The sequence below is a fragment of the Paraburkholderia sp. Clong3 genome (assembly GCF_050436485.1).
In the GTDB taxonomy this organism is placed as follows: Bacteria; Pseudomonadota; Gammaproteobacteria; order Burkholderiales; family Burkholderiaceae; genus Paraburkholderia; species Paraburkholderia tuberum.
Window position 1 is genome coordinate 1 of sequence record NZ_JBNDMH010000004.1, and the last position, 26,519, is coordinate 26,519.

The 26,519-nt window shown below is 59.4% G+C and carries 19 protein-coding genes and 8 pseudogenes; 13 read left to right on the forward strand and 14 right to left on the reverse strand.

All coding sequences use genetic code 11. The features are described 5' to 3' along the window. Positions 1 to 233: pseudogene (locus tag OKW30_RS37960) on the reverse strand (sel1 repeat family protein); the annotation flags it as partial. A gap of 78 nt (positions 234 to 311) precedes the next feature. Here OKW30_RS37960 and OKW30_RS37965 point away from each other — a divergent pair. Continuing rightward, positions 312 to 860, forward strand: a pseudogene (locus OKW30_RS37965) (electron transfer flavoprotein subunit beta/FixA family protein); the annotation flags it as partial. A gap of 26 nt (positions 861 to 886) precedes the next feature. Here OKW30_RS37965 and OKW30_RS37970 read toward each other — a convergent pair. The 7 genes from OKW30_RS37970 to OKW30_RS38000 all read right to left on the reverse strand — a co-directional run bounded on the left by OKW30_RS37970 (position 887) and on the right by OKW30_RS38000 (position 8,117). Continuing rightward, positions 887 to 1,357, reverse strand: a complete 471-nt coding sequence (locus OKW30_RS37970) for a hypothetical protein (RefSeq protein ID WP_429349244.1) — start codon at positions 1,355 to 1,357, stop codon at positions 887 to 889. A 359-nt stretch (positions 1,358 to 1,716) separates the two neighbouring features. After that, on the reverse strand, positions 1,717 to 2,106 hold the full coding sequence (locus OKW30_RS37975) for a type II toxin-antitoxin system VapC family toxin (RefSeq protein ID WP_132460036.1): 390 nt from the start codon (positions 2,104 to 2,106) through the stop codon (positions 1,717 to 1,719). Beyond that, positions 2,103 to 2,372 (reverse strand): type II toxin-antitoxin system Phd/YefM family antitoxin, encoded by a 270-nt coding sequence (locus OKW30_RS37980; protein ID WP_090812518.1) that lies wholly within the window; start codon positions 2,370 to 2,372, stop codon positions 2,103 to 2,105. The genes OKW30_RS37975 and OKW30_RS37980 overlap by 4 nt, the downstream gene beginning before the upstream one ends. 407 nt (positions 2,373 to 2,779) lie before the next feature. After that, the gene (locus OKW30_RS37985) at positions 2,780 to 3,211 is read right to left on the reverse strand and encodes a PIN domain-containing protein (protein ID WP_429349245.1); all 432 of its coding nucleotides are present in this window, start codon (positions 3,209 to 3,211) and stop codon (positions 2,780 to 2,782) included. Then, entirely contained in the window at positions 3,208 to 3,450 is a 243-nt protein-coding gene (locus tag OKW30_RS37990) for an AbrB/MazE/SpoVT family DNA-binding domain-containing protein (RefSeq protein WP_027803752.1), read from the reverse strand. Before OKW30_RS37990 ends, OKW30_RS37985 begins: the two co-directional genes overlap by 4 nt. 1,195 nt (positions 3,451 to 4,645) lie before the next feature. Then, on the reverse strand, positions 4,646 to 6,514 hold the full coding sequence (locus OKW30_RS37995; protein WP_429349246.1) for a hypothetical protein: 1,869 nt from the start codon (positions 6,512 to 6,514) through the stop codon (positions 4,646 to 4,648). After that, positions 6,507 to 8,117, reverse strand: coding sequence for a hypothetical protein (locus OKW30_RS38000; RefSeq protein ID WP_429349247.1), 1,611 nt, complete (start codon positions 8,115 to 8,117; stop codon positions 6,507 to 6,509). Before OKW30_RS38000 ends, OKW30_RS37995 begins: the two co-directional genes overlap by 8 nt. 12 nt (positions 8,118 to 8,129) lie before the next feature. Here OKW30_RS38000 and OKW30_RS38005 point away from each other — a divergent pair. Further along, positions 8,130 to 8,479: pseudogene (locus tag OKW30_RS38005) on the forward strand (DDE-type integrase/transposase/recombinase); the annotation flags it as partial. 188 nt (positions 8,480 to 8,667) lie between these two features. Next, positions 8,668 to 9,300 (forward strand): IS110 family transposase, encoded by a 633-nt coding sequence (locus OKW30_RS38010; protein WP_429349248.1) that lies wholly within the window; start codon positions 8,668 to 8,670, stop codon positions 9,298 to 9,300. On the opposite strand, the pseudogene OKW30_RS38015 reads toward OKW30_RS38010, so the two are convergent. Next, positions 9,282 to 10,622 (reverse strand): annotated as a pseudogene (locus OKW30_RS38015) (IS4 family transposase). The gene OKW30_RS38010 and the pseudogene OKW30_RS38015 overlap by 19 nt on opposite strands. Positions 10,623 to 10,801: 179 nt before the next feature. Here OKW30_RS38015 and OKW30_RS38020 point away from each other — a divergent pair. Together OKW30_RS38020 and OKW30_RS38025 are read left to right on the forward strand one after the other, a co-directional pair. Continuing rightward, the gene (locus tag OKW30_RS38020; protein ID WP_429349609.1) at positions 10,802 to 11,203 is read left to right on the forward strand and encodes a transposase; all 402 of its coding nucleotides are present in this window, start codon (positions 10,802 to 10,804) and stop codon (positions 11,201 to 11,203) included. 332 nt (positions 11,204 to 11,535) lie between these two features. After that, a pseudogene (locus OKW30_RS38025) lies at positions 11,536 to 12,638 on the forward strand (IS3 family transposase); the annotation flags it as partial. A 326-nt stretch (positions 12,639 to 12,964) separates the two neighbouring features. Here OKW30_RS38025 and OKW30_RS38030 read toward each other — a convergent pair. Further along, complete coding sequence (locus OKW30_RS38030; protein ID WP_429349249.1) at positions 12,965 to 14,074, reverse strand: S-(hydroxymethyl)glutathione dehydrogenase/class III alcohol dehydrogenase; 1,110 nt, start codon at positions 14,072 to 14,074, stop codon at positions 12,965 to 12,967. Positions 14,075 to 14,718: 644 nt separating this feature from the next. Between OKW30_RS38030 and OKW30_RS38035 the strand changes: the two genes are divergently transcribed. Genes OKW30_RS38035 through OKW30_RS38055 form a run of 5 tightly spaced genes read left to right on the forward strand, consistent with a single transcriptional unit; the run spans position 14,719 to position 19,105 of the window. Continuing rightward, positions 14,719 to 15,594, forward strand: coding sequence for an amino acid ABC transporter substrate-binding protein (locus OKW30_RS38035; protein ID WP_429349250.1), 876 nt, complete (start codon positions 14,719 to 14,721; stop codon positions 15,592 to 15,594). A 33-nt stretch (positions 15,595 to 15,627) separates the two neighbouring features. Continuing rightward, entirely contained in the window at positions 15,628 to 16,353 is a 726-nt protein-coding gene (locus OKW30_RS38040; protein ID WP_429349251.1) for an amino acid ABC transporter permease, read from the forward strand. A gap of 10 nt (positions 16,354 to 16,363) precedes the next feature. Further along, positions 16,364 to 17,089, forward strand: coding sequence for an amino acid ABC transporter permease (locus OKW30_RS38045; RefSeq protein ID WP_429349252.1), 726 nt, complete (start codon positions 16,364 to 16,366; stop codon positions 17,087 to 17,089). Between the two features lie 28 nt (positions 17,090 to 17,117). Continuing rightward, positions 17,118 to 17,894 carry an amino acid ABC transporter ATP-binding protein gene (locus OKW30_RS38050; protein ID WP_429349253.1) on the forward strand — a complete coding sequence of 259 codons (777 nt, stop codon included), beginning with the start codon at positions 17,118 to 17,120 and terminating at the stop codon, positions 17,892 to 17,894. A gap of 35 nt (positions 17,895 to 17,929) precedes the next feature. Next, positions 17,930 to 19,105 (forward strand): aminotransferase class V-fold PLP-dependent enzyme, encoded by a 1,176-nt coding sequence (locus OKW30_RS38055; RefSeq protein ID WP_429349254.1) that lies wholly within the window; start codon positions 17,930 to 17,932, stop codon positions 19,103 to 19,105. Between the two features lie 557 nt (positions 19,106 to 19,662). On the opposite strand, the gene OKW30_RS38060 is transcribed toward OKW30_RS38055, so the two are convergent. Continuing rightward, entirely contained in the window at positions 19,663 to 20,682 is a 1,020-nt protein-coding gene (locus OKW30_RS38060) for an IclR family transcriptional regulator (RefSeq protein WP_429349255.1), read from the reverse strand. After that, positions 20,642 to 21,259 (reverse strand): annotated as a pseudogene (locus OKW30_RS38065) (lyase family protein); the annotation flags it as partial. The gene OKW30_RS38060 and the pseudogene OKW30_RS38065, both read right to left, overlap by 41 nt. Here OKW30_RS38065 and OKW30_RS38070 point away from each other — a divergent pair. Further along, positions 21,200 to 21,858, forward strand: a pseudogene (locus tag OKW30_RS38070) (integrase core domain-containing protein). The pseudogenes OKW30_RS38065 and OKW30_RS38070 sit on opposite strands and share 60 nt — an antisense overlap. A 37-nt stretch (positions 21,859 to 21,895) precedes the next feature. Here the strand turns inward: OKW30_RS38070 and OKW30_RS38075 are convergent. Both OKW30_RS38075 and OKW30_RS38080 read right to left on the reverse strand, forming a co-directional pair. Beyond that, a pseudogene (locus tag OKW30_RS38075) lies at positions 21,896 to 22,288 on the reverse strand (ABC transporter permease subunit); the annotation flags it as partial. After that, positions 22,261 to 23,403 (reverse strand): succinylglutamate desuccinylase/aspartoacylase family protein, encoded by a 1,143-nt coding sequence (locus tag OKW30_RS38080; protein WP_429349256.1) that lies wholly within the window; start codon positions 23,401 to 23,403, stop codon positions 22,261 to 22,263. The gene OKW30_RS38080 and the pseudogene OKW30_RS38075, both read right to left, overlap by 28 nt. Positions 23,404 to 24,249: 846 nt before the next feature. Here OKW30_RS38080 and OKW30_RS38085 point away from each other — a divergent pair. Together OKW30_RS38085 and OKW30_RS38090 are read left to right on the forward strand one after the other, a co-directional pair. Further along, complete coding sequence (locus OKW30_RS38085; protein WP_133660304.1) at positions 24,250 to 24,441, forward strand: hypothetical protein; 192 nt, start codon at positions 24,250 to 24,252, stop codon at positions 24,439 to 24,441. Positions 24,442 to 24,475: 34 nt separating this feature from the next. Further along, positions 24,476 to 26,503 carry a recombinase family protein gene (locus tag OKW30_RS38090; RefSeq protein WP_429346561.1) on the forward strand — a complete coding sequence of 676 codons (2,028 nt, stop codon included), beginning with the start codon at positions 24,476 to 24,478 and terminating at the stop codon, positions 26,501 to 26,503. The last annotated feature ends 16 nt before the right edge of the window (positions 26,504 to 26,519 follow it).

Consider the following 26,519-nt stretch of genomic DNA (forward strand, 5'->3'; position numbering starts at 1 on the left):
GTGCTGGTGAGCAGCGCATTTGCGATGGCAGCGAGCGACTCCGGTGACAGGAATCCAGTCTTGTTTGCCGCAATGACGTTACGGGAGAACTTTTCGACATCCAGTGTAGGGTCGGCGCGGCGCAACTGATGCCATTCACGCTCGATCGTCCCAACCCAGCTTTCCATTTGCACGGTGAGCAATCCCTTGGTGAAGAATGCACCTGATTCTAGCTGACCTTTTGTCGATTGCAACCTGCGGATCAGATAGAGACTGCACGAAGACCCTAGCGGTGCGATTTTTCTACATAAGTGGTTCCGCGATGAAGATCGATGGCTGCAGCGCGGTGCCCGTCATCGGAAGAGCGCGTTGAAAATACCTGGGGCAGTCAACGGGTGGTTGACTACAACGTGAAGGTCCGCGTGAAGTCGGACAACACGGGTGTCGACATTGCGAGTGTGAAGGTGTCGATGAACCCGTTCGACGAAATCGCCGTTGAAGATGCGGTACATCTGAAGGAAGCCGGCGTGGCGACGGAAGTGGCCGCCGTGTCGGCGGGCGGTCGCCCAATGTCAGGAAACGCTGCGCACGGCGCTGGCGATCGGCGCATACCGCGCGATTCTGATCGAATCGAATGAAGGCCTGCAGTCGCGAAGCTGCTGAAGGCGCTGGTCGACGAGGAGCAACCGCAACTGGTGAACCTCGGCAAGCAGGCCATCGACGACGATTCGAACCAGACGGGCCAGATGCCGGCTGCGCTGGCGAATCTGCCGCAGGCGACCTTCGCGTCGAAGGTTGTGGTGGCTGACGGCAAGGCGACGACGGTGTCGCGTGAAGTCGATGGCGACGCGGAAACGTTGTCGCTGAAGTTGCCCGTTATGTCGCAGTCCGGACGATAATATTGACTTCATCGCAACGGTGGCTGTTTTATCCCATCCATAAATTGGACGGTCTCGTAGTCACGCACGAGTTTTTCGAAACCGCGGACGACGTCGGCTTCCATCGCGTGAAGACCTTTTTCGCCTTGAAAGTTGGATCTGAAGGCTTGATTGAACCGGTTGTTCAAGTAGGAACTGACTTCCTCAATCTTTTTGGGACTCCCTGAGTTCGTGAAGAGAACTGACTTGGGTGAAGCAGCGTCATAGAAAAGGTTGTGCGGCCACTTGGGTACAAAGTTCGCGGGCCTCTCGTCGATAATCCACATGGAACCGATAAGCTTAAGCTTCCCCTTCATCCCCTTAGGCGTTATGAACGTCCACACCTTGCGCGGCAGCCGCTCCTGAAGTTCAGCCAGCTTGTGAGTATCGGCGCCAAGTGTACCTATCCGCCCTTCGTTTACATCCGATACGAAGTCTTTCCAGTAGTAGAAGATGTCCAAATCTACTCCGTTCTCAAATTGACGATTTCGGGTCAAACGTCGGGACGGTCGACTGGAGGCCGACGCTTGGCAATTCAGTTCCCAAAGGCGCCTCCAATCTTCGAATGACCGGCGCAGCGGACCTGCAGACGGTGGAAGCGGCTCGCGACACCTGGTACACCTCTACCTCTACCGCTTGAACCGTATCCGGTCGAAGCCATCCGGGCGTACCTGAAGGAACATGAGATTGCACAACCGGTGCCCTACGCATCTTCCCGAAGTCAGTGACTTCGCGCGCCGACGGCTGAAGCCGATGCAGCGTCGCCCGAGTGCGCGGCGACATCCGTTAGAGCGAGCCGGTGTCAAGCAAACAGGCGAAGTCAGGCTTGCAGCATCAGGGTGGGGTGATAGCGCCACACCTTCGGGTCGGCGCTCAGCAGGGGCATCCCCTCGTGCAGCGCCTGGGCGATCATGAGGCGGTCGAACGGATCCGCGTGATCCGCATGGAAAGGAAGCATCGAGACTGCCTCCGTATGTTCACCCGTGATCGGCAGTTCGACGAAACCGGACAGGCGGAACGCCGAGCGGGCATCGCGCGGATGCACGCGCAGGTTGCCTTTCGCATGCTTGATGGCAATCTCCCAGATCGCGGCTGCGCTGACCAGCAACGTATTGGCCGGATCCTCGATCAGGCTGGCGGCCTGCGGTGACAGCTGTGGCGCACCTTCGGCGGCCCACAGCGCGATATGCGTATCGAGCAGCACTTTCACGGAGTGAGTCCCTGCTGCGCGCTTGCCTCGAAGTCGGCGGCGATCGCGTCATCAGCGGCGTTGAACGCCTCGACGGTGGCGGGCACGGCCAGGCCGGCCAGCAGGTGCCGCGCGGCGCCGATGCGCCGCGGCGCCGCGAACGGCAGCAGCCGCGCGACGGGCGTGCCGTTGCGAGCGATGATGACCTCGTTTTCCTGGCCGACCTCCAGCCGCTCGACCAAGCTTGATAGTTTCGACTTGGCGTCGTGCATGTTGATCGTGAGCATGGCCCCACCTACGTATTAGCTAATCAATGTTAGCTAGTATGCAGGCATGGGCCGCCAAAGGCAAGCACCAGCATTACTGACAGGTCGCGGCATCGCATGGTTCAGTAGGTGTAGCGAGGCTGTCGCGCGCATGATGTAACTAGATACGTCAGAGTGATAATTTGTATTATGTCAAATCAATGCTCGAGGGAGGGCAGGCGGTCTCATTCTGCGGTCGTGGCCGCCACGTTCATGCGTCGATACAAACGAGCCGAATCGCTTCACGGGCTCGCGCAAGGAATTCTGCGAGCTGAACAGCGGCGGATATCGACGGTCGACCGTTTTCTGGCGCAGCAGTCCGCCGCGCCGGATGGAGAAAGCGTCGCCGCTACAAACCGTGCGACGCCCGATGACGAATTAGACGGCGGTCAACTGGGTGATCGGAACGGATTGACCACCGTCAGCCGGTCGAAGATGACCTGACCGTGTTGCATATCTTCGCTGTAGAGTACTTCGCAATCTTCAAGCAAAGCGAAGGCGATGATGCACGAATCGTAGAACCTGATTCCGTAGTGTTCGGCGATACGGCGTGCTTTCTTGTGGACTTCAAGCGTCAGTGGCACGATCTCGCAAAACTCCTCCACATCGCCCAGGAGAACGTTGATCTCCGGCCACGAGAGCCCCATTTTCCGCCTCATGACGAGCGTAACCTCGTTCATTACCTGCGTGCTGATGACGGGCATCGGAGCCCCCTGCACCACCAGCGCCTCGGCCCGGTCAGCCTTCGCGGCGTCGCTGGAGAACAGATAGGCAATCACATTGCTATCGACGGCAAATCGCGCCGGTGCCTCAACCGTCATTCAGCGTTTCCCCTTTCGCTGAGCGATTCCCGATCGAACTTGAAGTCGGCAGGCAGTCGTCCGCGGTACTTGCGCAGGCGCTCGATCCGCTCAGCGACTGTCGGCCTTTTGCTGACCGAGAACGCGCCGGATTGTTCGGCATAGATCTCAATGTCGTCGCCCTCCTTCAAACCCAGTGCATCGACGACGCTCGCGGGCAGCCGGACGGCAAGGCTGTTGCCCCATTTAGCGACTTGCATCATTATCTCCAATAGATATACATTAACCGTATTGTATATCCAACCCAATGCTTTTCAAGTGCGAAGACGGTTCTGATGATTGCCTCGCGGGCGACTATCCGTGCACGTCGCTCCCAAGCGCAGGCTCATGCTTCGGCGAGCCCAACGGCATACCGCCCCCCGAGGGGTCTTTTTGGTCTCAGGTGCAAGAGGGGCCCCACCTGATCGACGCCTATCTACCTTCGAGGTCCCGTCCGGCCGCGTGATCCACAGCGCGGTATCGACTGGCGGCAGTTCGTGCGTGTCGAACTGGACATCGACGACCGCGCCGCGCACGGCGCTCACGCGCCCGCTTGCGGCGACCGTAGCCGTGGGCGGTGCGGTGTTCTGACAGGCTTTGCTCGCGGCTATCGGCACCTCGCGCTCTCCACGCTCAGGTCAGCAATGCACTCACGATAGCGGTGTGCCCCGCATCAAAACTGATCCTGATCAAAGCTTGTGGCATTGCCTGCGCGTGAACCTCGCGGAGATCCGCACGGCGGCCGAATCATGCTCCGTTGACGACGATCAAGCCTCGAGCGCGCGGGCCCCTATGCTGTCGATGCGCGTCGTCACCGTCACGCACGCACCTGCAGCAAGGGCACCATGAGATCCGCACCGATCGCTTCAATTCTGTTCGCGCTGCTTCTGATGTGCGCATGTCGGTCCAGTTCGATGCCGGGCGCCGATCAAGAAGTCGACGCAGCGTTCGCCGACGTGCTTGACCTCTACAACGAACGTCTTGATCTGACAGCGCAAGCATCTGGCGGCCGACGCGCCAACGCTTGCGCAGGTGAACTCCGCCGCGCGCGTATACGCTGCGCCGGATGGTCGAGCGGGTGCTCGGATCCGCGGTTCAACCGTACATCGAATGCGATTCCCTCGAGCTTAGCCTGCTGCTCGTGTAGCAAGCGACCCGGCGATGCGAGTGGCCGACATCAATGGCGAACTCTTCGCGGCGTCAGGTGAGCAAAGCCGCACGGTCTCGAGCAGGTCAAAGTCGCGGTGCAGGCGGTCGAGCAGGGCAGCTGTCGGGTTCAAGCAGGGGCAGACTACGACCATCGCCTCGATCGAGAGCCTTCTTCGGCCCCAGCATTGCAGGCAGTACGTTCGTTGGACGGCGCTCTGCCGAGTGCGCCAATGGAGATTCATGGCCGTCGGCCAACGGCGGGCGGCGTCACTTTACCGGCACGTTTAGGAGCGCATCGAATGCCAGCCCGCTGCTGCCCTCGCCTCGCCCGGTTTGACGCACAACGCGTAGCCACGTGTAAACGCTGCCGTCGGTCCACCGCGTCCGCTCGAACGCCTGGAACAGGCGCGCACCGGCCCGCGATACTTCTTCCTCATGCACGAAATAGGGCTGCGCGGGGACGGCGTCCAAGCCATCGCGCATGAGCACGGCGCGCGGCTGCACCTTGACCGGTGGATCGGGATCGCCTTCCAGGATTCGAGGCAGCGCCGCGCGTTGGACTTGGATCTCGCGATTGCTCCCGGGAACGTGGACCGGAATGAAGGGGATCCAGTTCTCTGGAACCGTGCTCATCACCGTGTAACGGATCGGCGCCTTTGCCGGGGGCGGCGGCGGCGGTCCGCCGAGCCGCGCCGCCAGCTGCGCTTCGAGGAACGCGCGCGTCTGCCGGGCGGCCTCGATGCCGCGCTTGGGCTCGCCGGTCGCAAGCGGAATCGCCGTCTCAATGCCCCAGACCATGTTGGCAACTTCGTCGCGCACCATCATGACGTCTTCGACTGGGGCGCTGCGCTGGATTTTGGCAAGCGTCGGGGGCAGCAGGAGGCTGGTGTCCGCGACCGCGCCCGGCTTGTTTCGGGTGTCGATTGTGAACATGCTCCAGCGCTGCCAATCAGTATCGGCGCCGCTTCCGGCCGCCACGATCCAGAAGCGCTCGTTGAACACGTTGGTTACGACGAGGCCATCGACCGTGGCCACCGCGCCCGAAGGCAGCGTGAACGGGATAACGAGCCAGTCGTTCGAGTAGACCAGGGCAAATTCCATGAACAGGAGTTTCGCAAGGTCGGTGGTGGCGGCGTCAATGTCCCCGAAGTTGGTGCGGTTGTCCTCGAACGTCCACCAGCGGGTGTTCGGCATCCCGGCGAAGGACACAGGGATGGGGATCATCGCCCGCGTTATCTGCGGCGGAAACCCAGTGACGTTGGAATTCGGGACCGGATCGAGCGCCGCGATGGAGGCATCGACGTCGAAGCTGTACCAGTCCAGCCGGTCCTGATAGAACTCATCAGCCACATAGACTTTCTCGGTGCCGTCTGGCTCGGGGGCGGATGCCGCGAACTGGTATTCGAGCCGCGTCGGTGCCCAAGCATTGTCGCCCGAAGGCGGCGGCTGCATCAGAAGTCGCCCGAACCAGGCGATGAAGCGCACTCCGGCATTGTCGATTGCCGCATGGTCGGCTGCAGCGATGCCCGCAATGCCGTCATAGGCATGGTTGGCGGGATTGGCCGCAAGAAGTTGCAGGAGCGCACCGCCATCCATTGCTCGCCCGGCGACGGCGGCAAGGAACTGCCACACTTCCTGATGGGCGCAGCGGTCGGCATCTTCCTGCTTCGTCGGATCGGGTGCGGCGATCGGGTAGGCGTTGACGAAGGCGTCCCGGAACGGGCCGATGCCAGCAATCAGTCTCAACCATTCACGACCCAAGGCGAGGCGTAGGTCGAACGCCACAGGCCTGCCGGCGACAGTTAGGGGAATCGGCCTCCGTTCGACCTTGGCCTCGAGCGGCACATCCTCTTCAAAAAGCTGCGTCGATCCAGCGTCAGGACGGTACTTGGTGAGCCGCGTCAGGGCGATCTGCAGCTTGGCAAAGGTCGGCGAACCCGCGTCGGAGCCGCGAAATTCGCCCATCTGCCATTGCTTGGTCAGCATCCAGAGAGGATCCCGGATCTCTGCGCGCAAAGCGCGCTCGAAGCTCGGCGTGCGCGGCCGCGCTTCAAGTCGGTTCCAATGTGTGATGGTTGGGAAGAGCCGCTGCTGCAGCGCCGCGACGAGCGGACCCACCGACAGAGAACTAGGCATTGTAGGTAGCTCCCAAATTCCGCAACGCGTCATTCGCGACGCCGAGGCTCGTGCCGATCGAAATGGCGTAGAGCGTCACCGCCATCGTGGTGGCTGGCAGCAGCGGCGCATAGGGCGTCATGTCAAGCTGCGTCGGCTCTACTGCACGCTTCTTGGCAAGATCCAATGTTTCATGCAGGGCGCCCACGAGGTCGTCCCACTGCCACTGTCCCGACGCCGAGGCTGGGGTGACAACGAGGATGGTCTGCGGCGGTTCGTTGTCCGGACGGGTAAAGTTGAAGGTAACGCCCGTGTCCCGGTCCGTGTCCGGAATGACCTCGCTCCACTCGTCGAAGAGCAGGCCGCATTGGTGTGCCGACCTGTCGAAGGGCGTCGCGTAATGCGCCGTATAGAGGAGGCGGTCGCTTGCAATTGTGTAGTCGGGCCGGAACTGCAAGGCCAGCCACGGCGCGGTGGCCTCGAAGGGTAACTGAATGGGCAGGAGTGGCGGCTCTGTCCGGCCAAGGGCGCTGGCCAGGGTCACGATGGTCTCCCAGGCCCGTATCATCGGACGCACCCGCGCCGCGCCGCAGAACCACTCCTCGACTGGGAATTCGATCTTTGCCGTCGTCTTAAGCCAATCGAGCAGCGCGCCTCCAGTCGACGCGGTGACAGCATTGTCCCATTCGTCGGCTTGCACCGCGGCAAGGCCGAATTCGGGGATAAGCGCGAAATCGTCGCCGAGCAAAGCTTTGGCGGCGGCCTGCAGCGCTTCGACCTTGGCGGTCGCCGCCGCAGCTGCATCATGCGCGTCCAACTGAGTCTGGACGGCTTGGCTTCGCGCGGCGATCGCCGCCCGATGCGTGGTCAGGTTGGTTGCAAGGTCATTGGCGAGCGCTACCGCACGGTCCGTGTAGGGCTCGAGATCAAAGGGCTGGAGATCCCATTGCGTTACCGGCAGCAGCGCCGCGACGGCGTTGAGGAACACGCCAAACGTGGAGCCCGGCATCATGCGAATCGCAGCGAACTGATCGCGGCGTGCGACGAAGGACGCACGCTTCGCGTCGAGGTCTCCTCGCAGCGTTGCCGGCAGCGGCGGCAGCGGCTCCACTTGCGTGTCGATGTCGGCTTCGGCGGCGAGTAGCGCTTTGAACCGATCGTCGTCGCTCGTGGCGGCGGGGAGCGCGTCGTAAGACGTGATTTTCGCATCGAAGTCGAGAAGCTTGGCATTCCACCGGGTGAGGAGTTCGGCCACTTGCGCCATGATATCGGCGACGGCCCGCTGTCGCCAGGCAGAGGCAAACCCCCAGCCCGAAAGCGGGATGTTGAAGCGGGCCGCCCGCTCAAGTAGCGCCACAGCGCCATCAAGAAGCTCATCGATCCCCGCGAGGATCGCGGCCCGAGTGGCCGGCAGGTTGGCGAGGAGCGCCTTGAGAGGCGCGAGATAGGCGTCGATGTCCGCCGCAAGCGCGTCGAACTGCGTCTTTGGCGTCTGAATCCGGGCGCGATCGGCAAAGACTATGGCATCGTCGACGGACTTCGCCTTGTTTTGCAGAAGGACATCGGTTGCGCGCAGGGCCCGCGCCCCGGCGATCAGCGTTTTGAGCGCACGGACGAGCGCCATGATCTCGAAGATGCTGATCCGGTACCCACGAAGATCGTCACCGACCAGTTGCGCAGCTACCCGACGGCCAAGGCGCTAGTGCCCGAACTGGCGGGTGTCAAGCATGTGTTTGTGAAGGCCTGCGCGCGGGTGAATAACCGCGCTGAGAATAGCCATCAACCGACCCGCCGACGTGAGCACCAGATGCAGGGTTTTCGCGACCCGCGGCGAACGCAAACGTTTCTTTCCCGCTTCGGACCTATTCGCCAACACTTCGCCTTGCCCCGCCACCGGATGAAGGCGCCCTGCCACCGAGACCAACTCAGGCCCGTTTGCTCGCATGGTACGACTGGGCAGGCGTGCAAACCGCCTTCGCAAATTGATGGGAGAACCTACGGTTTAGTGAAGTTGACCCAGAAAAACGGACATCTATCCTTTGGAGAAGGAGGTGCCGATTATGGGCAAGCATCGTACCCCGTACCCGAATTGGTAAGGAGCGTCGCCTGCCGCTGATGGCATGATCCCGTGCCATCATGGGCTGACATGCCACCATCGTCGTACGGAGAAAGTCATGAACGCCATTGCCCGCATCGGTGTAGATCTTTCCAAAAACGTGATGCAAATCCATGCTGTCGATCATATGGGCCGCGTTGTGGTCCGCAAGGCCGTCACGCGCGCAAACTTCCTCAACTGGTTCGTCAACGTCCCGCCGTGCCTCGTCGCCATGGAAGCATGTAGTGGCGCCCATTACTGGGCGCGGCGGCTGCGTGAACTCGGGCATGAGGTACGCCTGATTCCTCCACAATTCGTGGCGCCTTACCGCAAGGGCGGCGCTCGCATGAAAAATGACGCCCTCGATGCCGAGGCGATATGCGAGGCGGCCAGTCGTCCCCACATGCGGTTTGTGCCGCCCAGGTCACCCGCGCAGCAGGGCGTGCTCGTGCTGCACCGCCTGCGCAGCGGCTACGTCGAGGAGCGAACTGCCCTTGTAAATCGCATCCGCGGCCTGCTCTCAGAATTCGGCGTGTTCATCCCGCAGGGCATCCACCGGCTGCATTCTCTCTTTCTTCAGCATGTTGAAGACGCCAGCAATGAGCTTCCCGGTATTGCCCGAGAAGCATTAATGCGCGCCTGGCAGCACTGGCATGCCCTCGATCTCGAGATAGCCTGGTTTGACCCATCTCGTTATACAGAAGTGTCGTAGCCGTCGCGCAAGATCTGGATGGTGATCACAGCATCCATGACCCGCTGCATGCCGATCCACAGTGTCTTCGCGCCGGGTTCGCCATCGCCTTTGCGGCCCAGAAAGCCGCCCAGTGACGCAATCATCCGTGTCATCTGGTTCAGCGTCGGTAGCTTTGGGGGACGCGGTTTCTTCGAGAGCACATGAGCGCCATGTATCTCGTCAGCAGCGAAGAACAGCGACGCGTCCAGCTCCGGACACGTCCTGCCCAGGCGCATGAGCCGTGCAATACGCCACGAGACGACCATGTACAGCACGAGCGCCTTCTCCACCCGCTCCATCTGCGAGAGCTGCAGCGCCTCAACCCGGCAGGCGTTCTTCAGTACATTGAAGAACATTTCTATTTCCCAGCGCGCGCGGTACCAGTCGACGAGCTCGATGAGTGCATCCGCATCGCCCGCCTGGCGGTTGGTCACAAGACGCCAGATGACGGGTTTCACGCCCGCTGGCGCCTGCACCTCATACGCCTCGACGCAGGTGAGCGTGACACCGGCGCGCCCGGGCAGCGTGATGCGCTGGCTACGCAGTTCCTGCTTCACTTCACGCGCCTTGCGCCCGCTGCGCCCGGGCAGCACGAAGCTGATATGGCCAAGTACGTTACTCGCTTGCACCTTTTCCCACAGCTTTTCTTCGTCCTTCAAGGCACGATTGTGCTGCGACCGGATCAGCCAGTCCGCCGGTTCACCCAGTTCCTGCGCCCGCTGCATGAGCGCGGCGATGTCGCCTTCACGATCGGCCACATACACCAGTCGCGTGTCAGCCAGGGCCCGCGCCTGTTCGGCCACGATCTCGTAACTTTCAATCCACCGTGCACTTTCCCTGACACCGCCACGACTGCCATTTGCGTCGCGTGGCTCGCGCGCTCACATCCAGGAATTGACCATTCCCAGCGGCTCGCGATCCGGTGTCACCGCATAGGTCGCGTGAAGATACATGCCCACCTGTGCTTCGTAACTGAGCGGGCCAGCCCCCTCGATGTCCTGACCGTTAAAGTTCAGCTCTGTCGTATCGGCAATGCACAGCACCACCGGCAACTGGCCCATGCGCGTCGTGGTGCGATCCCAATGCGGCTGCATCATGTCGCGCCAGTCGATGCGCTCGTTGCCCAGAAAGCGATACGCCGCCATGGTTTCGGCCCAGCCGTCGCAGGCGCCTGGGATGCTGGCCGTGGGCCGCGAAGCAAACCGTTTGACCAGCTCCTTCGCCCGCCGGTCTCGTCGTGGATCGCCCAGGTCCAGCGTTTCGAATTCCTCATCCACCCATGCCTCCGCGTCGTCTCGCATCATCATGCCGAAAATACGAGAGTAAACGCGAAATCCGCATCGTTTACAGCTCTTTGTCCGCACTACTTCACCGCGTGTCGCCCGGAGGTGACACGCTTACTTGTGTATAACGAAATGGGTTTGACCGCCTCATTGCAGCACACGCACGCGAGGACGAGCACGCCGCGCGCTGCATGGATATGTGCGGCGTTGGCCCACTTACCGCGTCGGCCACGGTGGCCACGATTGCTGATGTACATCAGTTCAAGAACGGTCGCCAGATGGCAGCCTGGCTTGGCACAGTACCCAAGCAAAAGAGCAGCGGCGGCAAATGTCGGCTCGGGCGCATCACCAAGCAAGGCAATGGCTATCTGCGCACGCTACTCTTTCAGAGCGCACGTGTGGCGGTCCTTGGCGCACACCGACGCAATGATCGGCTCTCGCGCTGGATCGTCCAGCTGCAGGCTCGCGTGGGTTACTACAAGACACTGGTCGCGGTAGCCAACAAACATGCGCGCATCCTATGGGCAATCCTCGCGAAGGGTGAGAAATTTGATCCGGCTCATGCACCTGTCCGACAACGACCAAGTGCTGATGCGTGAGGGTCGATCAACAGTTTCGTCTCCAACAACTTCCACCTAGGAATGCAACGGCAACGATAGCGACAGGTAAGACCGGCAGCAGGCGAACTCGAAAATTCCCCAGGCGCTACACATCGTGTATTCGCCGTTACCCGGATGGAGTCCTGCTGCGCGGTTACTATCCGGGCCCGGGCGCGCACCAATCGCATCCATAAAAGGCCGTTTATAGGTGTGCAGTCTTTCCGCCGCTCAACGCCCGTTCGTCTCGACCCAGGAAACATGATATGAACTAAACCCGCAAAAATAACCTTCCCAAACTGCGACGCTCCTTATAGGCGGAATTTCGGGCACAAATGGTCGAGCTGGTGAAGGCCGGACGCAGGCCGGAGGAACTGGAAAAGGAGTTCGAGCCAACTGCACAGACCATCTACAACTGGGTGGCGCAGGCTGATCGCGACACAGGTGTGCGGCATGACGGTCTGACCACAGCCGAACGGCAGGAGCTCACTCGGTTGCGTCGTGAAGTCCGGCAACTGAAGATGGAGCGCGACATCCTCTCTCACGCGGCAGCCTGGTTCGCGAGGGAGACGGGATCCATTCCACCGAAGGGCGGTACGGATTCATGAAAGCGAACCGGGCCCGCTGGCCCATTGCGATGATGGCGCGGCTGCTCGGCGTCTCGACGAGCGGCTATTACACGTGGCTGGTGCGTGAGCCCGCGATGCACACACGCAGCGATGCGCAACTGCTCTCGCGCATCCGCACGCTACATGCGAGCTCGCGCGGCACGTATGGGGCACCGCGTATCCATGCGCAGCTCGCGCGCGAAGGCGTGCAGGTGGGGCGCAAGCGGGTGGCGCGCCTCATGCGTATGGCGGGTCTGTGCGGGGCAAGCCGGCGGCGCTGGCCGCGCACCACACGGCCACGCGCAGGCGCCCGGCGGGCGCCTGATCTGGTGCGCCGGCACTTCAGTGCCGACGCGACAAACGTGCTGTGGGTCGCAGATGCGACCTATGTACCCACTGGTGAAGGATTCCTCTATCTGGCAGTCGTGCTGGATGTGTTCAGCCGTCGCATCATCGGCTGGGCGATGTCCAACCATCTGGACACCGAACTGATGTTACGCGCGCTGGACATGGCGTTGCAGCAACGACGCCATGACGGTGTGATTCTACATTCCGATCAAGGCTGTCAATACACGTCCATTGCCTTTGGACGGCGCTGCCGCGAAGCAGGCGTACAGCCGTCGATGGGCACGGCCGGCGATGCCTATGACAACGCGATGTGCGAGTCGTTCTTCGGCACACTCGAAGCCGAACTGCTCTGTCGCGAACACTTCGCGACCCACGAACAGGCACGGCGGCGTCTGTTCTCGTTTCTGGAGAGCTGGTACAACATACGCCGCCTGCACAGCAGCATCGGCTACTGTTCGCCGCTCGAGTTCGAAAACCTGCATGCGCAAGGTCAAAGCTTATCGACGCGCGGGTTGTCCACCGCCAGGCAGCGTCGTGGTCGTGACAGGCGACCCGCCGCCCGGCCGTGGACAACCCGCGATTCAACCTTATCGGGAGGTGCCACACCGCATTAAACTCAACTGCAAATCTATCCGTCGAACCGGGTCAACCTCATAGCGGAAAGTATCAAACCATTCTACTCAGATTGACAAAGCCTAATCACGGTTAAAGTGACTCACTTTCAGAAGCGCGTCAGCTGCGGGCACTCTGACAGTGAGACAGCCGTTAATCCGCCCGCGCATCGCGCATCAGCCGATGCGCGGTACGCTCAGTAGTTAACTACCGTGCGAATCGATTCGCCGTTGTGCATCAGGTCAAACGCCTCGTTGATTCCGCTCAGCGGCCTGGTATGCGTCACAAATGGTTCAAGCTGAATTTTGCCGCTCATTGCGTCTTCGACCATGCCGGGCAGCTGCGAACGTCCCTTCACGCCACCAAACGCAGTGCCCAGCCAGCGCCGTCCTGTCACAAGTTGAAAAGGACGCGTTGAGATTTCCTGACCCGCGCCAGCCACGCCAATGACGACGGACTGTCCCCAGCCGCGGTGCGCACACTCTAAGGCGGCCCGCATCACGTTCACGTTGCCGATACATTCGAAGCTGTGGTCCACACCCCAAGTGGTCATCTCGACGATGACCTGCTGGATGGGCTTGTCATAGTCTTTCGGATTGATGCAGTCCGTCGCACCGAAGACATGTGCCAGTTCGAACTTCGATGGATTGGTATCAATTGCGATAATACGACCAGCTTGCGCGAGCTTCGCGCCTTGGATGACGGCAAGTCCAATGCCTCCAAGCCCGAAGACAGCGACGGAGTCGCCGGGTTGCACCTTCGCCGTGTTCTTCACGGCACCAAGGCCAGTGGTCACACCGCAACCCAGCAAGCAAACCTGCTCCGGATTCGCGTTCGGGTCAATCTTTGCGAGCGAGACTTCGGCGACAACCGTGTACTCAGAAAAGGTCGAGCAGCCCATGTAGTGATGGATGGGTTGACCATTGTAACTAAAGCGCGTAGTACCGTCCGGCATCACGCCCTTGCCTTGGGTTGCGCGCACCGAAACGCACAAATTCGTCTTGCCGCTCTTACAGAAGAGGCACTCTTCGCACTCCGCCGTGTACAGAGGAATAACGTGGTCGCCCGGTTTGACGCTCGTCACATCTTCGCCGACTTCGACGACGATTCCGGCTCCCTCATGCCCAAGCACGACTGGAAACAATCCTTCAGGGTCGTCTCCGGAAAGGGTGAATGCATCGGTATGGCATACGCCCGTGTGAGTGATTTTGACGAGCACCTCACCTTTGCGGGGCGGTTCTACATCAATCTCGACGATTTCGAGAGGCTTGCCAGGTGCGAATGCGACTGCGGCTCGTGATTTCATAAAGACCTTAATGACGGTGACGAGTCGACAATGGTCTGACTCGACTAGCGATGTAGGGCAAACGAGGGAAACGGCCTCACATTTGAGGCGATGCGCCGCTTGCCCGACGTTTTACACGCGAGAGCTTGCGGTGACGCGGACCAGGTCCCCGTCTGTTTCGTGCACCAACCGTGATGACGGAGGCCGAGAGCTGAACATCACTGTCTCCCGGCGGAACAATACATCCAAAAAACGGAACTTCCAAGTTCCAAAATAAGCGAGAAGGAGTAGGTATTTTCCCTGTGCATCGGCTGAGGATGGGTGCCTATTCATCGATTTATGTCTTGAAATCGATGATCTATGTCGAAATGTTTGTGCCATTCCACAAAATTTTGATGAACGAAATCTGCTGACGCCGGGTTCCTGCGTCGTTCAGGCCCAACAAATGCCCCGTTGCTGCGCGGAAAGCATGTCTTCACATCTAGGCACGCGATGATGTTCCGAAAAATGGCTGTACCCGTTTCCACTAATCGGGATTGTGTTGACTTTGATTTTTGATAAACGTTTAATCTTCCCACGGGGTTTGCAGCGTCTGGAGCGGCCACCGGAAAGGCGAAGAATCGTTTCGACACTTGTGAGGTGACCAAATGTTTAAGAAGTACGTCATGCAAGCTGTACTGGTGGGTGTTGCGTGCGCAGCATCGGCGTCCGCTCTTGCCGGCCCAACGTTGGACCAAATCAAGAGCAGTAAGGAAATCACGCTCGGTTATCGTGAGGCATCCGTCCCGTTTTCTTACATTGATCAGAACCAAAAACCGGTAGGTTTTTCTCTCGACCTCTGCGCCCATGTCGTCGACGAGCTGAAGAAGTCGCTCAACCTTCCGCAGCTCAACGTCAAATACCTTCCGGTCACTGGCGCGAACCGAATTCCGCTCATTCAGAACGGCACGGTCACCATCGAGTGCGGCGGCACCTCCAGCAGCGCCCAACGCCTGCAGCAAGTCGGCTTCTCCGTCGCCACCTTCGTAAGCCATTCGATGTGGCTGACCAAGGCCGACAGCGGTATCAAGAGCGCGGCGGACCTGAAAGGGAAAACCGTCGTCGTGACGCAAGGTTCGAACGCCGTGCAACTTGCCAAAGAGGTAAGCGAAAAGAATGGTCTGGGCCTCAACGTCGTCCAGGCGCATGACCATGCCGAGTCGATGCTGATGCTTCAATCGGGCCGGGCCGCGGCATTCATGGAAGACGACATCCTCCTGGCGGCGAAGAAGGCCGAAGCGCAAAACCCGGGCCAGTACAAGTTCCTTCCGGACTCGTACAACACGCTCGTCTATGGCCTGATAGTTCCGAAGAATGACCCTGAGTTCAAAGCCATTGTTGATAAAACTCTTAGCAACCTGATGGCGTCGGGTCAGTTCGTCCAGATTTACAACAAGTGGTTCGAGAAGCCGATTCCGCCGAACAACACGAATCTGAACTTTCCAGTCTCCACTGACCTGAAAGAGCGCATCGCCCATCCGAGCGACAAGCTCCCCGCCTGATTGCCAGGCACCTGAATTTGGGGAGAACGGAACATGAGCTTCCTCTTCGAACAAACCACCGACGGCAACACGTACTTCGCCTGGCTCATGTCCGGCTTGTTGTGGACGATTGTGCTGTGGGTGACCGCCGGTGTCGCGGCATTCGCTATCGGTGTTGTGGTCGGCTCGTTCCGTACGGCTCCATCGCTCATCCTGCAGGCAATTGGGCGGTGTTACGTTCAGGTTTTCCGGAATATCCCGCTCATTGTTCAGGCGTTCCTCTGGTACTTCGTTTTCCCCGAAATCGTGCCGGCGTCTTTCGGCAACTACATAAAATCGGTGCCGCCGCCGTGGGCGAGCTTCGTCCCTGCGGTGATTGCACTAAGCCTCTATACCGCGTCGCGTGTTGCCGAACAGATTCGCGCTGGCATCAAAGCACTGCCGGACGGGCAGCTCAAGGCCGGCCACGCACTTGGCATGAGCACGTTTCAGTCGTATCGCCTTGTGCTCATCCCTCAGGCGCTGCGCATCACGGTGCCAACCTTGACCAGTGAAGCTCTGGGACTGCTGAAGAACACGTCCGTAGCGTTGACGATTGGACTGCTTGAGTTGACGGCACAAGCGCAGCAAATCAACGAGTTCACGTTCAAGACCTTCGGCGCGTTTGGCAGCGCAACCATCATCTATCTCGTAACGGCTTTGCTGGTCTACCAGGTGGCGGCGCTCATCGAGCGTTTCGTCGAGATTCCCGGCACCAGCACGACCGCCTCGCGTGGCTAAGGAGTACGACATGCATTTCGATTTCCAGGCCATCGCGAGAGCCTTCCCGTTTCTGATGGACGGACTTGCGTTCACGCTCGAGTTGACAGCAGTCGCATGCATCGGGGGGCTCATTCTCGGTACCGGGATGGCCGTCATTCGGCAACTGCAAGTCCCTGTGGCTTCGAAAATTATCAGCGCCTACATCACGCTGATGCGATGTATTCCACTGATTCTCGTCCTCTTTTGGTTCTTCTTTCTCGTGCCGCTTGTGCTTGGTCATCTGTCGGCGGCAGGCCGGCCGATTCCCTTAGGCCCAAAGATAACTGCCTTTGTGACGTTCACGATGTTTGAGGCGGCTTACTACGCTGAAATCGTGCGCTCGGGCTTCAAGGCAATCAACAAGGGCCAATACGAAGGGGCGAAGGCGCTTGGGTTGTCGACGGCGACGATGTACGGCTCGGTCATCATCCCCCAGGTCCTGCGCGCGACGGCACCAATTATTGTCACCCAGACCATCATTCTGTTCCAGGACACGGCACTCGTGTACGTGCTGTCGCTCAACGACTTCCTCGGCACGGCCGCGAAGATTGCGCAACGTGACGGAAAGCTGGTCGAATTCTACACGTTTGTCGCGTTTGTCTATCTGATTCTTTGCTCTGCGGGCTCCGAACTCGCCGAGCGCCTGCGCCGCAAGACACCGGGCACGGCGCGTCGGGCGAAGTCTTTTCGTGCCCTTGGTCTTCCCCGTCCTTGAATAAACAGTGTTCGTGTCGAGGTCAAGCATGCAAGCAGAAGCAACATCTAACGAAATCATTGTCACGGTCTCGGGGCTTGAGAAGAGCTACGGTGACCACCGCGTTTTGAATGGCATCAATCTGTGCGTCAAGCGCGGGGAACGAATCGTCATCTGTGGGCCGTCGGGTTCGGGCAAGTCCACGTTTATCCGGTGTATCAACGGTCTCGAAACTTTCGAGAGCGGTACCGTCGCGGTGAAGGACCCGGAGACGGGCGAACAGCTCACCAAGCTCTCGGACATTCGTCGTGAGGTGGGCATGGTCTTCCAGAGCTTCAACCTGTTCCCGCATATGACCGTCCTGCAGAACTGCATGCTTGCCCAAATCAAGGTGCGCAAGAAGCACAAGAATGCCGCGCGCGACCGTGCGATGCACTTCCTGCAGAAAGTACGCATCGCCGAGCAGGCGCACAAGCATCCCGGGCAACTCTCTGGCGGTCAGCAGCAGCGAGTCGCAATTGCGCGCGCGTTATGCATGACCCCCTCGGTGATGTTGTTCGATGAGCCGACCTCAGCGCTCGACCCGGAAGTCGTGCAAGAAGTGCTCGACACCATGGTCGGGTTGGCCAAGGACGGCATGACGATGTTGTGCGTCACGCACGAAATGGGCTTTGCACAGGCTGTGGCCGACCGCGTCATCTTCATCGACGGCGGAAACATCGTCGAAGAAGCGCCGCCTTCCGAATTTTTCTACAAACCCAAGCACGAGCGTGTCCGTGCATTCCTGAGCCGCGTCCATGGCCACGGCGACAAAGTCGCCGCGTGACATGCTCAGAGATTTCGACAAAGTGAGACAAGCAAATGATTTCGCCCGAAAAACTCGCCGCCGTTCGTGAACAGTTTCCTGTCACCAAGCGTCAGCTCTACCTCGATTCCGCTCATCAGACGCCGTTGTCGCTGAGCGTCCGCGAAGCACTGTTGTCGTTCCTGAACGAGGGCTATGAAATGGCCGGTCCGAAGCCGGTTTGGGTACGCCGCGCCGAAGAAACACGTGCGAACGTAGCGCGGTTCTTCAATGCGTCGCCATCGGAAATCGCGTTCACGAAGAACACGTCGGAAGGCCTGAACATCGCCGCAAACGCGGTGCCGCTCGAGGCAGGCGACAACGTGGTGCTCATCGAAGGCGACCACCCCAACAACGCGTACGCCTGGCTGAACCTGAAGCGCAAGGGTGTGGAAGTTCGCTTCGCTCCGCTCAAAGACAACGAAGTCGCGACGGCGAAGACGTTCGAGCCGTTCATCGACGAGCGGACCAAGGTCGTCACGCTCTCGCACGTCACATTTCACGCTGGTCAAGTGCACGACCTGACGAGCATCGGCAAGCTGTGCAAGGAGCGCGGCCTCTATCTCGTCGTCGATGCGATGCAGTCTGTCGGCGTCATTCCGCTCGACGTCAAGGCGTTGAATATCTCTGTGCTGGCCGCCGGTACTCACAAGGGGCTGCTGGTTCCGCAGGGTCTCGGCGTGCTGTACGTTGCAGACGGTCTGGACCAGTTGCAACCGGCTTACGTCGCCATGTCGAGCATGCTGAATCCTCCGGCCGACTATATTGCGCGCCCTGAAGACATTGCTGTTCGAAAGGACGCGCTGCGATTCGAGTTCGGCAATGTGAACCTCCCGGACTTGCATGCTCTGGACGCAGCAATCAGGCTTATCGATAGCGTTGGCGTGCCGGAGATTCAACAGCATGTGAACGAGCTGGGCGATACGCTGCTGGCGAAACTGGATGAACTCCGCGTGAGCGTCGTCGGCCCGCGCGAGCGCGGTCAGCGGAATCACATCTATGTTCTTGATTTGCCGGTCGAGATGTGGGCGGACTACTTCGCGCGCAACGACGTTCGAGTCTCTCCGGAGCGCGGTGGCATCCGGGTGTCGCTGGCTATGTTCAACACCGCGGAAGACATCGAGCGTCTCGCTTCGGTGATTCGGGCAGGTCAGAAAGAGAACATGCAGTCTGTCGCTCTACAGCTCGACTGATTGAACGGCGCCGCCCGTACAGTCCCATGGCGGTCGTCGCGGAGGAGTGAGCCGTCCTTTCGGGGACGGTTATTTCTAGAACCATTGATGTTGTCCCTTTGTGCAATGGCGTGTTCGGCATTCTTCGAATAGCTCGGTGGCAATTTCGGTGAGCGCGCGGACAGTCGTTCCCTGGTGGCCCGCGCAGGCACTCCGGCCGCCGACGACAACGTTCACACGGATTTGCAAGCAGCGGTGGCTTGAATTGACTTCGATATGGACCAACAGGGTCCCGCCGGAGGCCCGCGATGGAGCACATCGCACAGTGGTCAGCCAGCAAACTGGACTCGCGGCCGCGATGCGCCACTCGGAATCGAACAGGTTTCCGGCCGACGCGAAACATGGACTGAAGCAGCCAGGCCGAAGTGCCGTTTCTTGACGGTCCTTGCAGCTCCTGTGCTCGCGTCTTGGAGAATGGCGCGCGCGTCGCTGCATCGGACACGCGCGGGGACGGATGGGCTGCAGCGTACCAAGCGGGAAAGAATTAAGGGCTACCCCAGAGGTCACCCTTAATTGTTTCAGGACCGCTTGCGCCGAGGCGACTTCACTTCAGGCTCGTCTTCGGCGTCTGCCGAACCGACCGTGCTTAGAATCTTAGTAATGCGCAGCGAAGCCGCTTGCATCATCGGCACGAGAAGGGTGACCTCTTCAAGGGACTTTCGAGCTTTTGGAGCCGAAATGCTTAGGCACGCGATAACGCGTCCGTTAGGGCCAGAGATGGGAATCGCGGCGCCCACAACGCCGATTGCAAACTCTGAGTCGTTAGTCGCGTAACCCTGCTTGCGCACTTGCTCAATCTCGAGCCGAAGCCGGTCCGGGTCAACAATTGTGTACGGCGTGATTGGTTCCCAGGGACCGCTCAGCATGTAGGCGTCAAGCTGCTTCTTCTCCATATTCGCAAGGAACACGCGCCCGCTGGACGTGCAGTGCGCCGGCGCCCGATGACCCTTCTGGAAATTCAGGGTCAGCGGTGAGTTGCCAATAGCGCTGTCGATGTAGACCACTTCAGAGCCGCGCATCACGCCCAAGCTGACCGTCTCAGCGGTCCGACGAGACAATTCCATCAAGAGCGCGTGTATCGGTCCATGAGATGTTGATGCCGCAAGAATGTTGGTTGCGAGTTCGAGAAGGCGCGGGCCCACCTGGTAGCGGCCGCGTTCCATACCGTGCTCGAGAAAACCAAAGTCTTCAAGATTGCTCACCAGCCGGTGAGCAGTGGTCTTGGGAATGCCCAGCGCCGTCACGATGTCTGAAGTCGTTACGCGGCCAAGCTGAGCCGTCATCTCGATGATGTGGAACGCGCGCTCAGTTGGCGAAACTTCCGGCTCTGGCGTGTCAGGAATCGGGATGTCAACCTTATGCATGGCTTTCGTAGTCTCGCGCTCTTCAGGCAAGCCGGAGCGCTTACTCCAGGCGATATGTACGGTGTGTGGACGCATAAGAATACCCGAAATATTTAAGTGCCTGAGCAACCAGAAGGGTTGCTCAGGCATTTTTTTAGGGTTTATTGAACGGTTTTGGGAACCGGCAAACTGCACCCTCGCTCGGTTCACAGCTGACCGGTATTTCAGGGGTCAGCTGAGAACGAGGTTGGTTTTCGGGAACGGTGAGCGCCAACGGGTCCAGAATTCGGTCGAGGTCTGCCTTCGACAAGAGGCCGTGAGCCAAGACGAGGTCATAGACCGGTGCACCGGTTTCCAGCGCTTCCCGGGCAATCTTGGTTGCATTGGCGTAGCCGATATAGGGATTCAACGCGGTGACTACACCGATAGAACGCTCAACGCTTGCCCGGAGCTGGTCGACATTCGCCAGAATTCCACGAAAGCATCGGTCGGCGAGCGTCTTGCAGCCGGCAGCCAGGTGCTAAATGCTCTTGAACAGGCTGAATGCGATGATGGGCTCGAAGGCGTTGAGCTGGAGTTGGCCGGCTTCGGCCGCCATCATGACGGTCAAATCGTTTCCGATAACTTCGAACACGATTTGATTCGTCACTTCCGGCATGACCGGGTTGACCTTGCCCGGCATGATGCTGGAGCCGGCTTGCATCGGCGGAAGCTGGATTTCTCCCAAAAAGCCGCAGCGAGGACCAGACGAAAGCAGGCGCAAACCGGCACACCCGTACCGGAGTTATGCCGGGAGCACGGGATGAGCAGCGCGAGCATCTACAAGTGGCGCTCGAAGTACGGCGGCATGGACGCGGCGCTGATGACCAGGATGAAGGGGCTTGAGACCGAAAACGCGAGGCTCAGAGGATGTACGCAAAAGAGCGACTAAAGGCTGAGGTGGTGCGTGAGGCGCTCGAAAAAAAGTGGTAAGGCCATCTCGTCGACGCGAGATGGCCATGCGTGCAGTCAAGGAGCGCGCGATGAGCGTACGGGTGGCCTGTGAGGCGTTCGGCATGAGCGAGACCTGCTATCGGTACCAGGCAAAACGCTGTGCAGAAAACGAAGTTATTGCAGAGTGGCTGGTGAGGCTCACGCACAACCAGCGCAACTTGGGCTTCGGTCTGTGCTTCCTGTAAGCCACAGCAGAACGCCTATATCGGGCGTTACAACAAAACGGTTCGGTACGACTGGCTCGCCCATTACCTGTTCGAGACGGTGGCTGAAGTTCAGGAGTATGCGACGAAATGGTTGTGGTCATACAATCACGAACGGCCGAACACGGCGATTGGCGGCGTCCCGCCGAGACAGAAGTTGCCCATCGCGGCCTAACCTCTCCTTCTGACCACCGTTAAAAACGGGGGGACTACCACGCACTGCCGGCCTCGAGCTGACCACGCGGGACGGACAGAAACGCACCTCGAAACGTTTCCGTGAAATATGCACCGTAGATGAAGCCGAGCACAAACACGCCCGCTCCGAAGGGGTCGATGTCAATCTGATTCCAGGCCAACGCGTCAGTCACTTGGTTTAGCCAGATCTGCAGGCCATAGAAGAGCAGCAGCATCAGCACGAGATCGGGCACGCCCCGAACAAGCGTCGTGTAGGCCGTACTGACGGGAAATGTGAAGCGGTTCCTTGACAATTTCGCTGCCGCTCCGAGCAGTCCGAGCACGAACGACAACGTGAGCGACAACAGTGACAACTTGATGGTCTGCGAAGTGCCCGCAAGGATTATCGGGCCATAGCCTTGTAAGAACATACTCGGTCTCCAACTGCATCGTCTGAGCTAACTGCTGGCTTTCCCGTTACCCGTCCAATTTCCGCTCCAGCCGTTGCAAACCGGACGGCATGGCGCATGTAGAAGACACCTCTAGTTCTGCTCTTTACTGTGGTGATCCTCTCGTCCAAGGGATCAACAATATCGAACAGAGAATCCCCCTCATCCACGAGAACGCCAACTTTTGCGAGATAAACGACTATGCCACTATGAGGAGCGTGGTACTCCTCTCGTGAGGCCCACAAGGTCGCCGAGTACGGCAAGGGCGGCAACGGCTTTACCTCCCCTTCAATCACGCCCTGGTACGTCAAATAATCTATGATCGCATCGGCGTCCTTTCTGGCATAGGCATAAGATACGTCTCGCTCACCTCTGAGCTCTACCGTAGCAGCTACCGCACCGTCAGGGACGGGTTTCGAAATGCCGCATTGATTGCGGAGTTCGCACCAGAAGCTACCAATCGTTTCGTCGAAGGCCCCTCCCTCGAATTCATTGCCCAAAAGCTGAGTGGTAGAACCGAGATATCGGGCAAGAGGCTCTATCTGAGACCATCCTGAAATATTCGTGTAGATATGAACGTCAGCCTCGAGTGAACAGTGAAGATCCAAAACGATATCCGCGTCACAGGCCAGTTTCAAAAGCGTCAACTGTAGCGAATCGAATTCCGTCCTGGGAACTTCAAGGTCGATGCCTTCCCGGAGAACTGATCGAATTAGATTCATATTTCCCGCCTTGTCATCGGAAAGCAGCGGCTCGATCTTGGGCACCAGGTGCCTTAATGGATAGAATTGGCGATTAAAGTTTCTGGACGTATTCATCTCGAAACAGCCGAGAAATTGCCCGAGCAGATGCTGATTCAGGCTGATCGGATTGGCCACTGGTACAAGTGTGATCTCTCCTCTAATTTTTCCCGTACTCTCCAATTCCTGGAGACGTTTCTGAAGCATTACGCTCACCAACATCGCAGGGATCTCGTCAGCATGCAACGATGATTGAAGATACACCTTCTTCTCAGCTGGCTTTCCAAACGTCAAGGCCACCACCTCGCGTTGGGTTCCAACCGCGGGCGAGACCAAGGGGAATTTATGCTTCTTCATAGATACTCACCACCTTTCAGTATTCTGTAGAGACAGAAGAGTGCGACGCAGGGTACTCGACGGTTTGCCATCAAGTACCGTCACCGCACTCGACATCGCGAAGTGTCACTTCGCATTTTTAAACGGCAGTCGCCAGCGCCTCATCGCAAGAAAGCTCATTACGCAGGCGAACACACGTCATTGCATTGCCCCAATGCACGGCGGTTTCAAGAGTGAAACGCAACAGGCGGCTAATGTCATGAGTTGGAAATTCATTGTATTTCCCAGATCGCTGATTGTCATTCGCACATCGTCCTTTCCCGGCCAAGAGGCGATAATGGAGCATCATGGGGATGATACGCGGGGCCTGCAAAATTCGCCGCAATTGACGTTGCCCCTGTTTCGCGAATCCCATAGCTGAGAGATTTACGCGGCTCGTCCCTGTTGAGTTGCGAGCCAATTTTTCTCGAACGTCATGGGACTGACGTAGTCGAGCGTCGAGTGTAGCCGGCGAGAATTATACAAGCCGTCAACACAACGCCCATATCAGCGAATCAAAGGAGGTTCTCTACCGCTGGCATCCGTGGTACGGGCACACGGTATGGATTTTCACCACGATAGAGAGGAAGAACGCCGAGTCAGTGTTGCGCTGTGGGCGAGAGCCGTTCGACACGGCAGGCTTGCTGGAGGTGCCGCAATGGATGTTCGATCCCGTTGCCTGCTGTCGCATTACCTCGGCAACGTCTCCCGCCGTCAGCTGTGAAGCATTGAGGGAACTGAAGTACCTGCTGGCGCAGGCGCCTGCTGCCACGCCGCGCGGTATGGTACAAGCCGAGCACCATCCTTTGCTCCGTACAGGAGGTGCTGATGCGACGCCAGACAAACCCCCAACCGGGCGGTCAACTCGACCTGTTCCGTCCCTTTCCGAAGACACCACAATGGGCGCACCTGCCGCAGGAGGTCCGGCAGCAGACGGTGCGTTTGCTGGCGCAACTGCTGCGGCAACACCGTCGCGGGCTGCTCGCCGCCGTACACGAGCCGGAGGTGCGCGATGAGTGACAAGATTCGGGCGCAGCATCTGGCGCGCAAGGCCATGCTGTACGTGCGCCAGTCGTCGGCCTATCAGGTCAGCCACAATCTGGAGAGCCAGAAGCTGCAGTATGCGATGCAGGATCGTCTGCATCAGTTGGGCTGGAACGAGATCGAGGTGATAGACGAGGATCTGGGACGCTCTGCGGCCGGAACGCAAACGCGCACGGGCTTCGAACGGATGGTCGCAGAGGTCTGTCTTGGGCACGTCGGCGCAGTTGCCGCTCGCGAGGTTTCACGATTCGCGCGCAACAGTCGCGAGTGGCAGCAACTGGTTGAGGTGTGCCGCGTCGTCGACACGGTGCTCGTCGATCAGGAGACCGTCTACTCACCGCGGCAGAGCAACGATCGTTTGCTGCTCGGCTTGAAAGGCAGCCTGAACGAATACGAGCTGGATCTGTTGCGTCAGCGTTCGCTCGAAGCTCGTCGGGAGAAGGCCAAACGCGGCGAACTCATTGTCGCGGCGCCGGTGGGTTACTGCAAGACCGAAGACCAGCGCCTGGAGAAGGATCCGGATTTGCGCGTGCAGGACGCCATCCGCTCGGTATTCCGCCAGTTCGGCGCGATTGGTTCGGTGCGTCAGACGTTGTTATGGTTCCTGGAGCACGGCCTGCAGTTGCCGGCATGCATGCCGCGCGGCGAAATCCAATGGAAACGGCCGAGCTACGGCACGGTGTACCGGATCCTGACCAACCCGATCTACGGTGGCACGTATGCCTATGGCAAGACCGAATGCGCGATCCATTACGAGGCTGGGGAACCACGCAAACGTGATCGCCGCAAACCACGGGATCAGTGGCTTGCGCTCATTCCGAATGCCCACGAAGGGTACGTTGACTGGGACGAATTCGAACGGATCCAGTGTGCCATTAGCGGCAACCTGCGTCTGGCCGGACACGCTGGCGCCCCGAAGAACGGTGAGGCCCTGCTGTCGGGACTGTTGCGCTGCAGGCGCTGCGCGAGCAGGCTGACGCTACACTACACGGGTAACAGGCACGACGCCTTGCGCTATAGCTGTCATCGCGGCTGGATGGACAAGGGGCAACCGCGTTGTATTGCGTTCGGTGGCACACGCGCGGACGCGGCCATCGCCGAGGCGGTCTTGCAGGTCGTTCAACCGGCGGCAATTGAGGCAGCAATCGTGGCGCGCGAAGAAGAGACCCTGAAGCAGGACGAAGTGCTGGCCGCGTTGCAGCGGGATCTTCAGGCTGCACGCTACGCCGCGCAACGCGCGCAGAAACAGTACGATGCTGCTGACCCCGAGAACCGGCTTGTCGCCGACGAACTGGAGCGGCGCTGGAATCATGCGCTACTACGCGTAGAGGAACTGGAATCGCGTATCGAGCAACAGTCGGGCACATCCGGCCAGATACCGCCTACCCAGCCAGAGGAGTTTGCCGATCTTGCCACTGCATTGGAATCGATCTGGCCGCAGGCCGACGCCCGCCTGAAGAAGCGCATAGTGCGCACCCTGATCCACGAAGTCGTCGTTGACGTTGACGACGCAACGAGCGAAATCGTGCTCGTCATTCACTGGAAGGGCGGAGTACATACCGAGATTCGCGTGCCGCGGCGGCGCCGCGGAGAGAACACTACGCATACGTCACGTGAAGCAATTGATGCCGTGCGCCAGCTTGTCCGTATCTGTCCGGATCTGGTGATCGCCGGCGTACTCAATCGCAATGACCTGCGAACCGGCCGGGGTAACTTCTGGACCCAGGAGCGAGTCACCGCGTTGCGCAGCCACCATCAGATCCCGGTCTATTCGAGCGAACGACGTGCTGCTGAAGGATGGATGACGTTGACCGAGGCATCGGCGTTCATCGGTGTGAGCCCCGGAACGCTCAGGCTCGCAGTTGAGCGCAACAAGATCCCAGCCGAACATCCGTTACCCAACGGGCCATGGATCTTCAATCGCAATTCGCTGACCGGGGACGCAGTTACCGAACTCGTCGGACGGGCTCGCGCACGGCGTGGACACCCCACAATACCAACGACACAACAGGGCTCTCTAGATTTATCAACAACATAGCGAGGTTGGGCAGTAT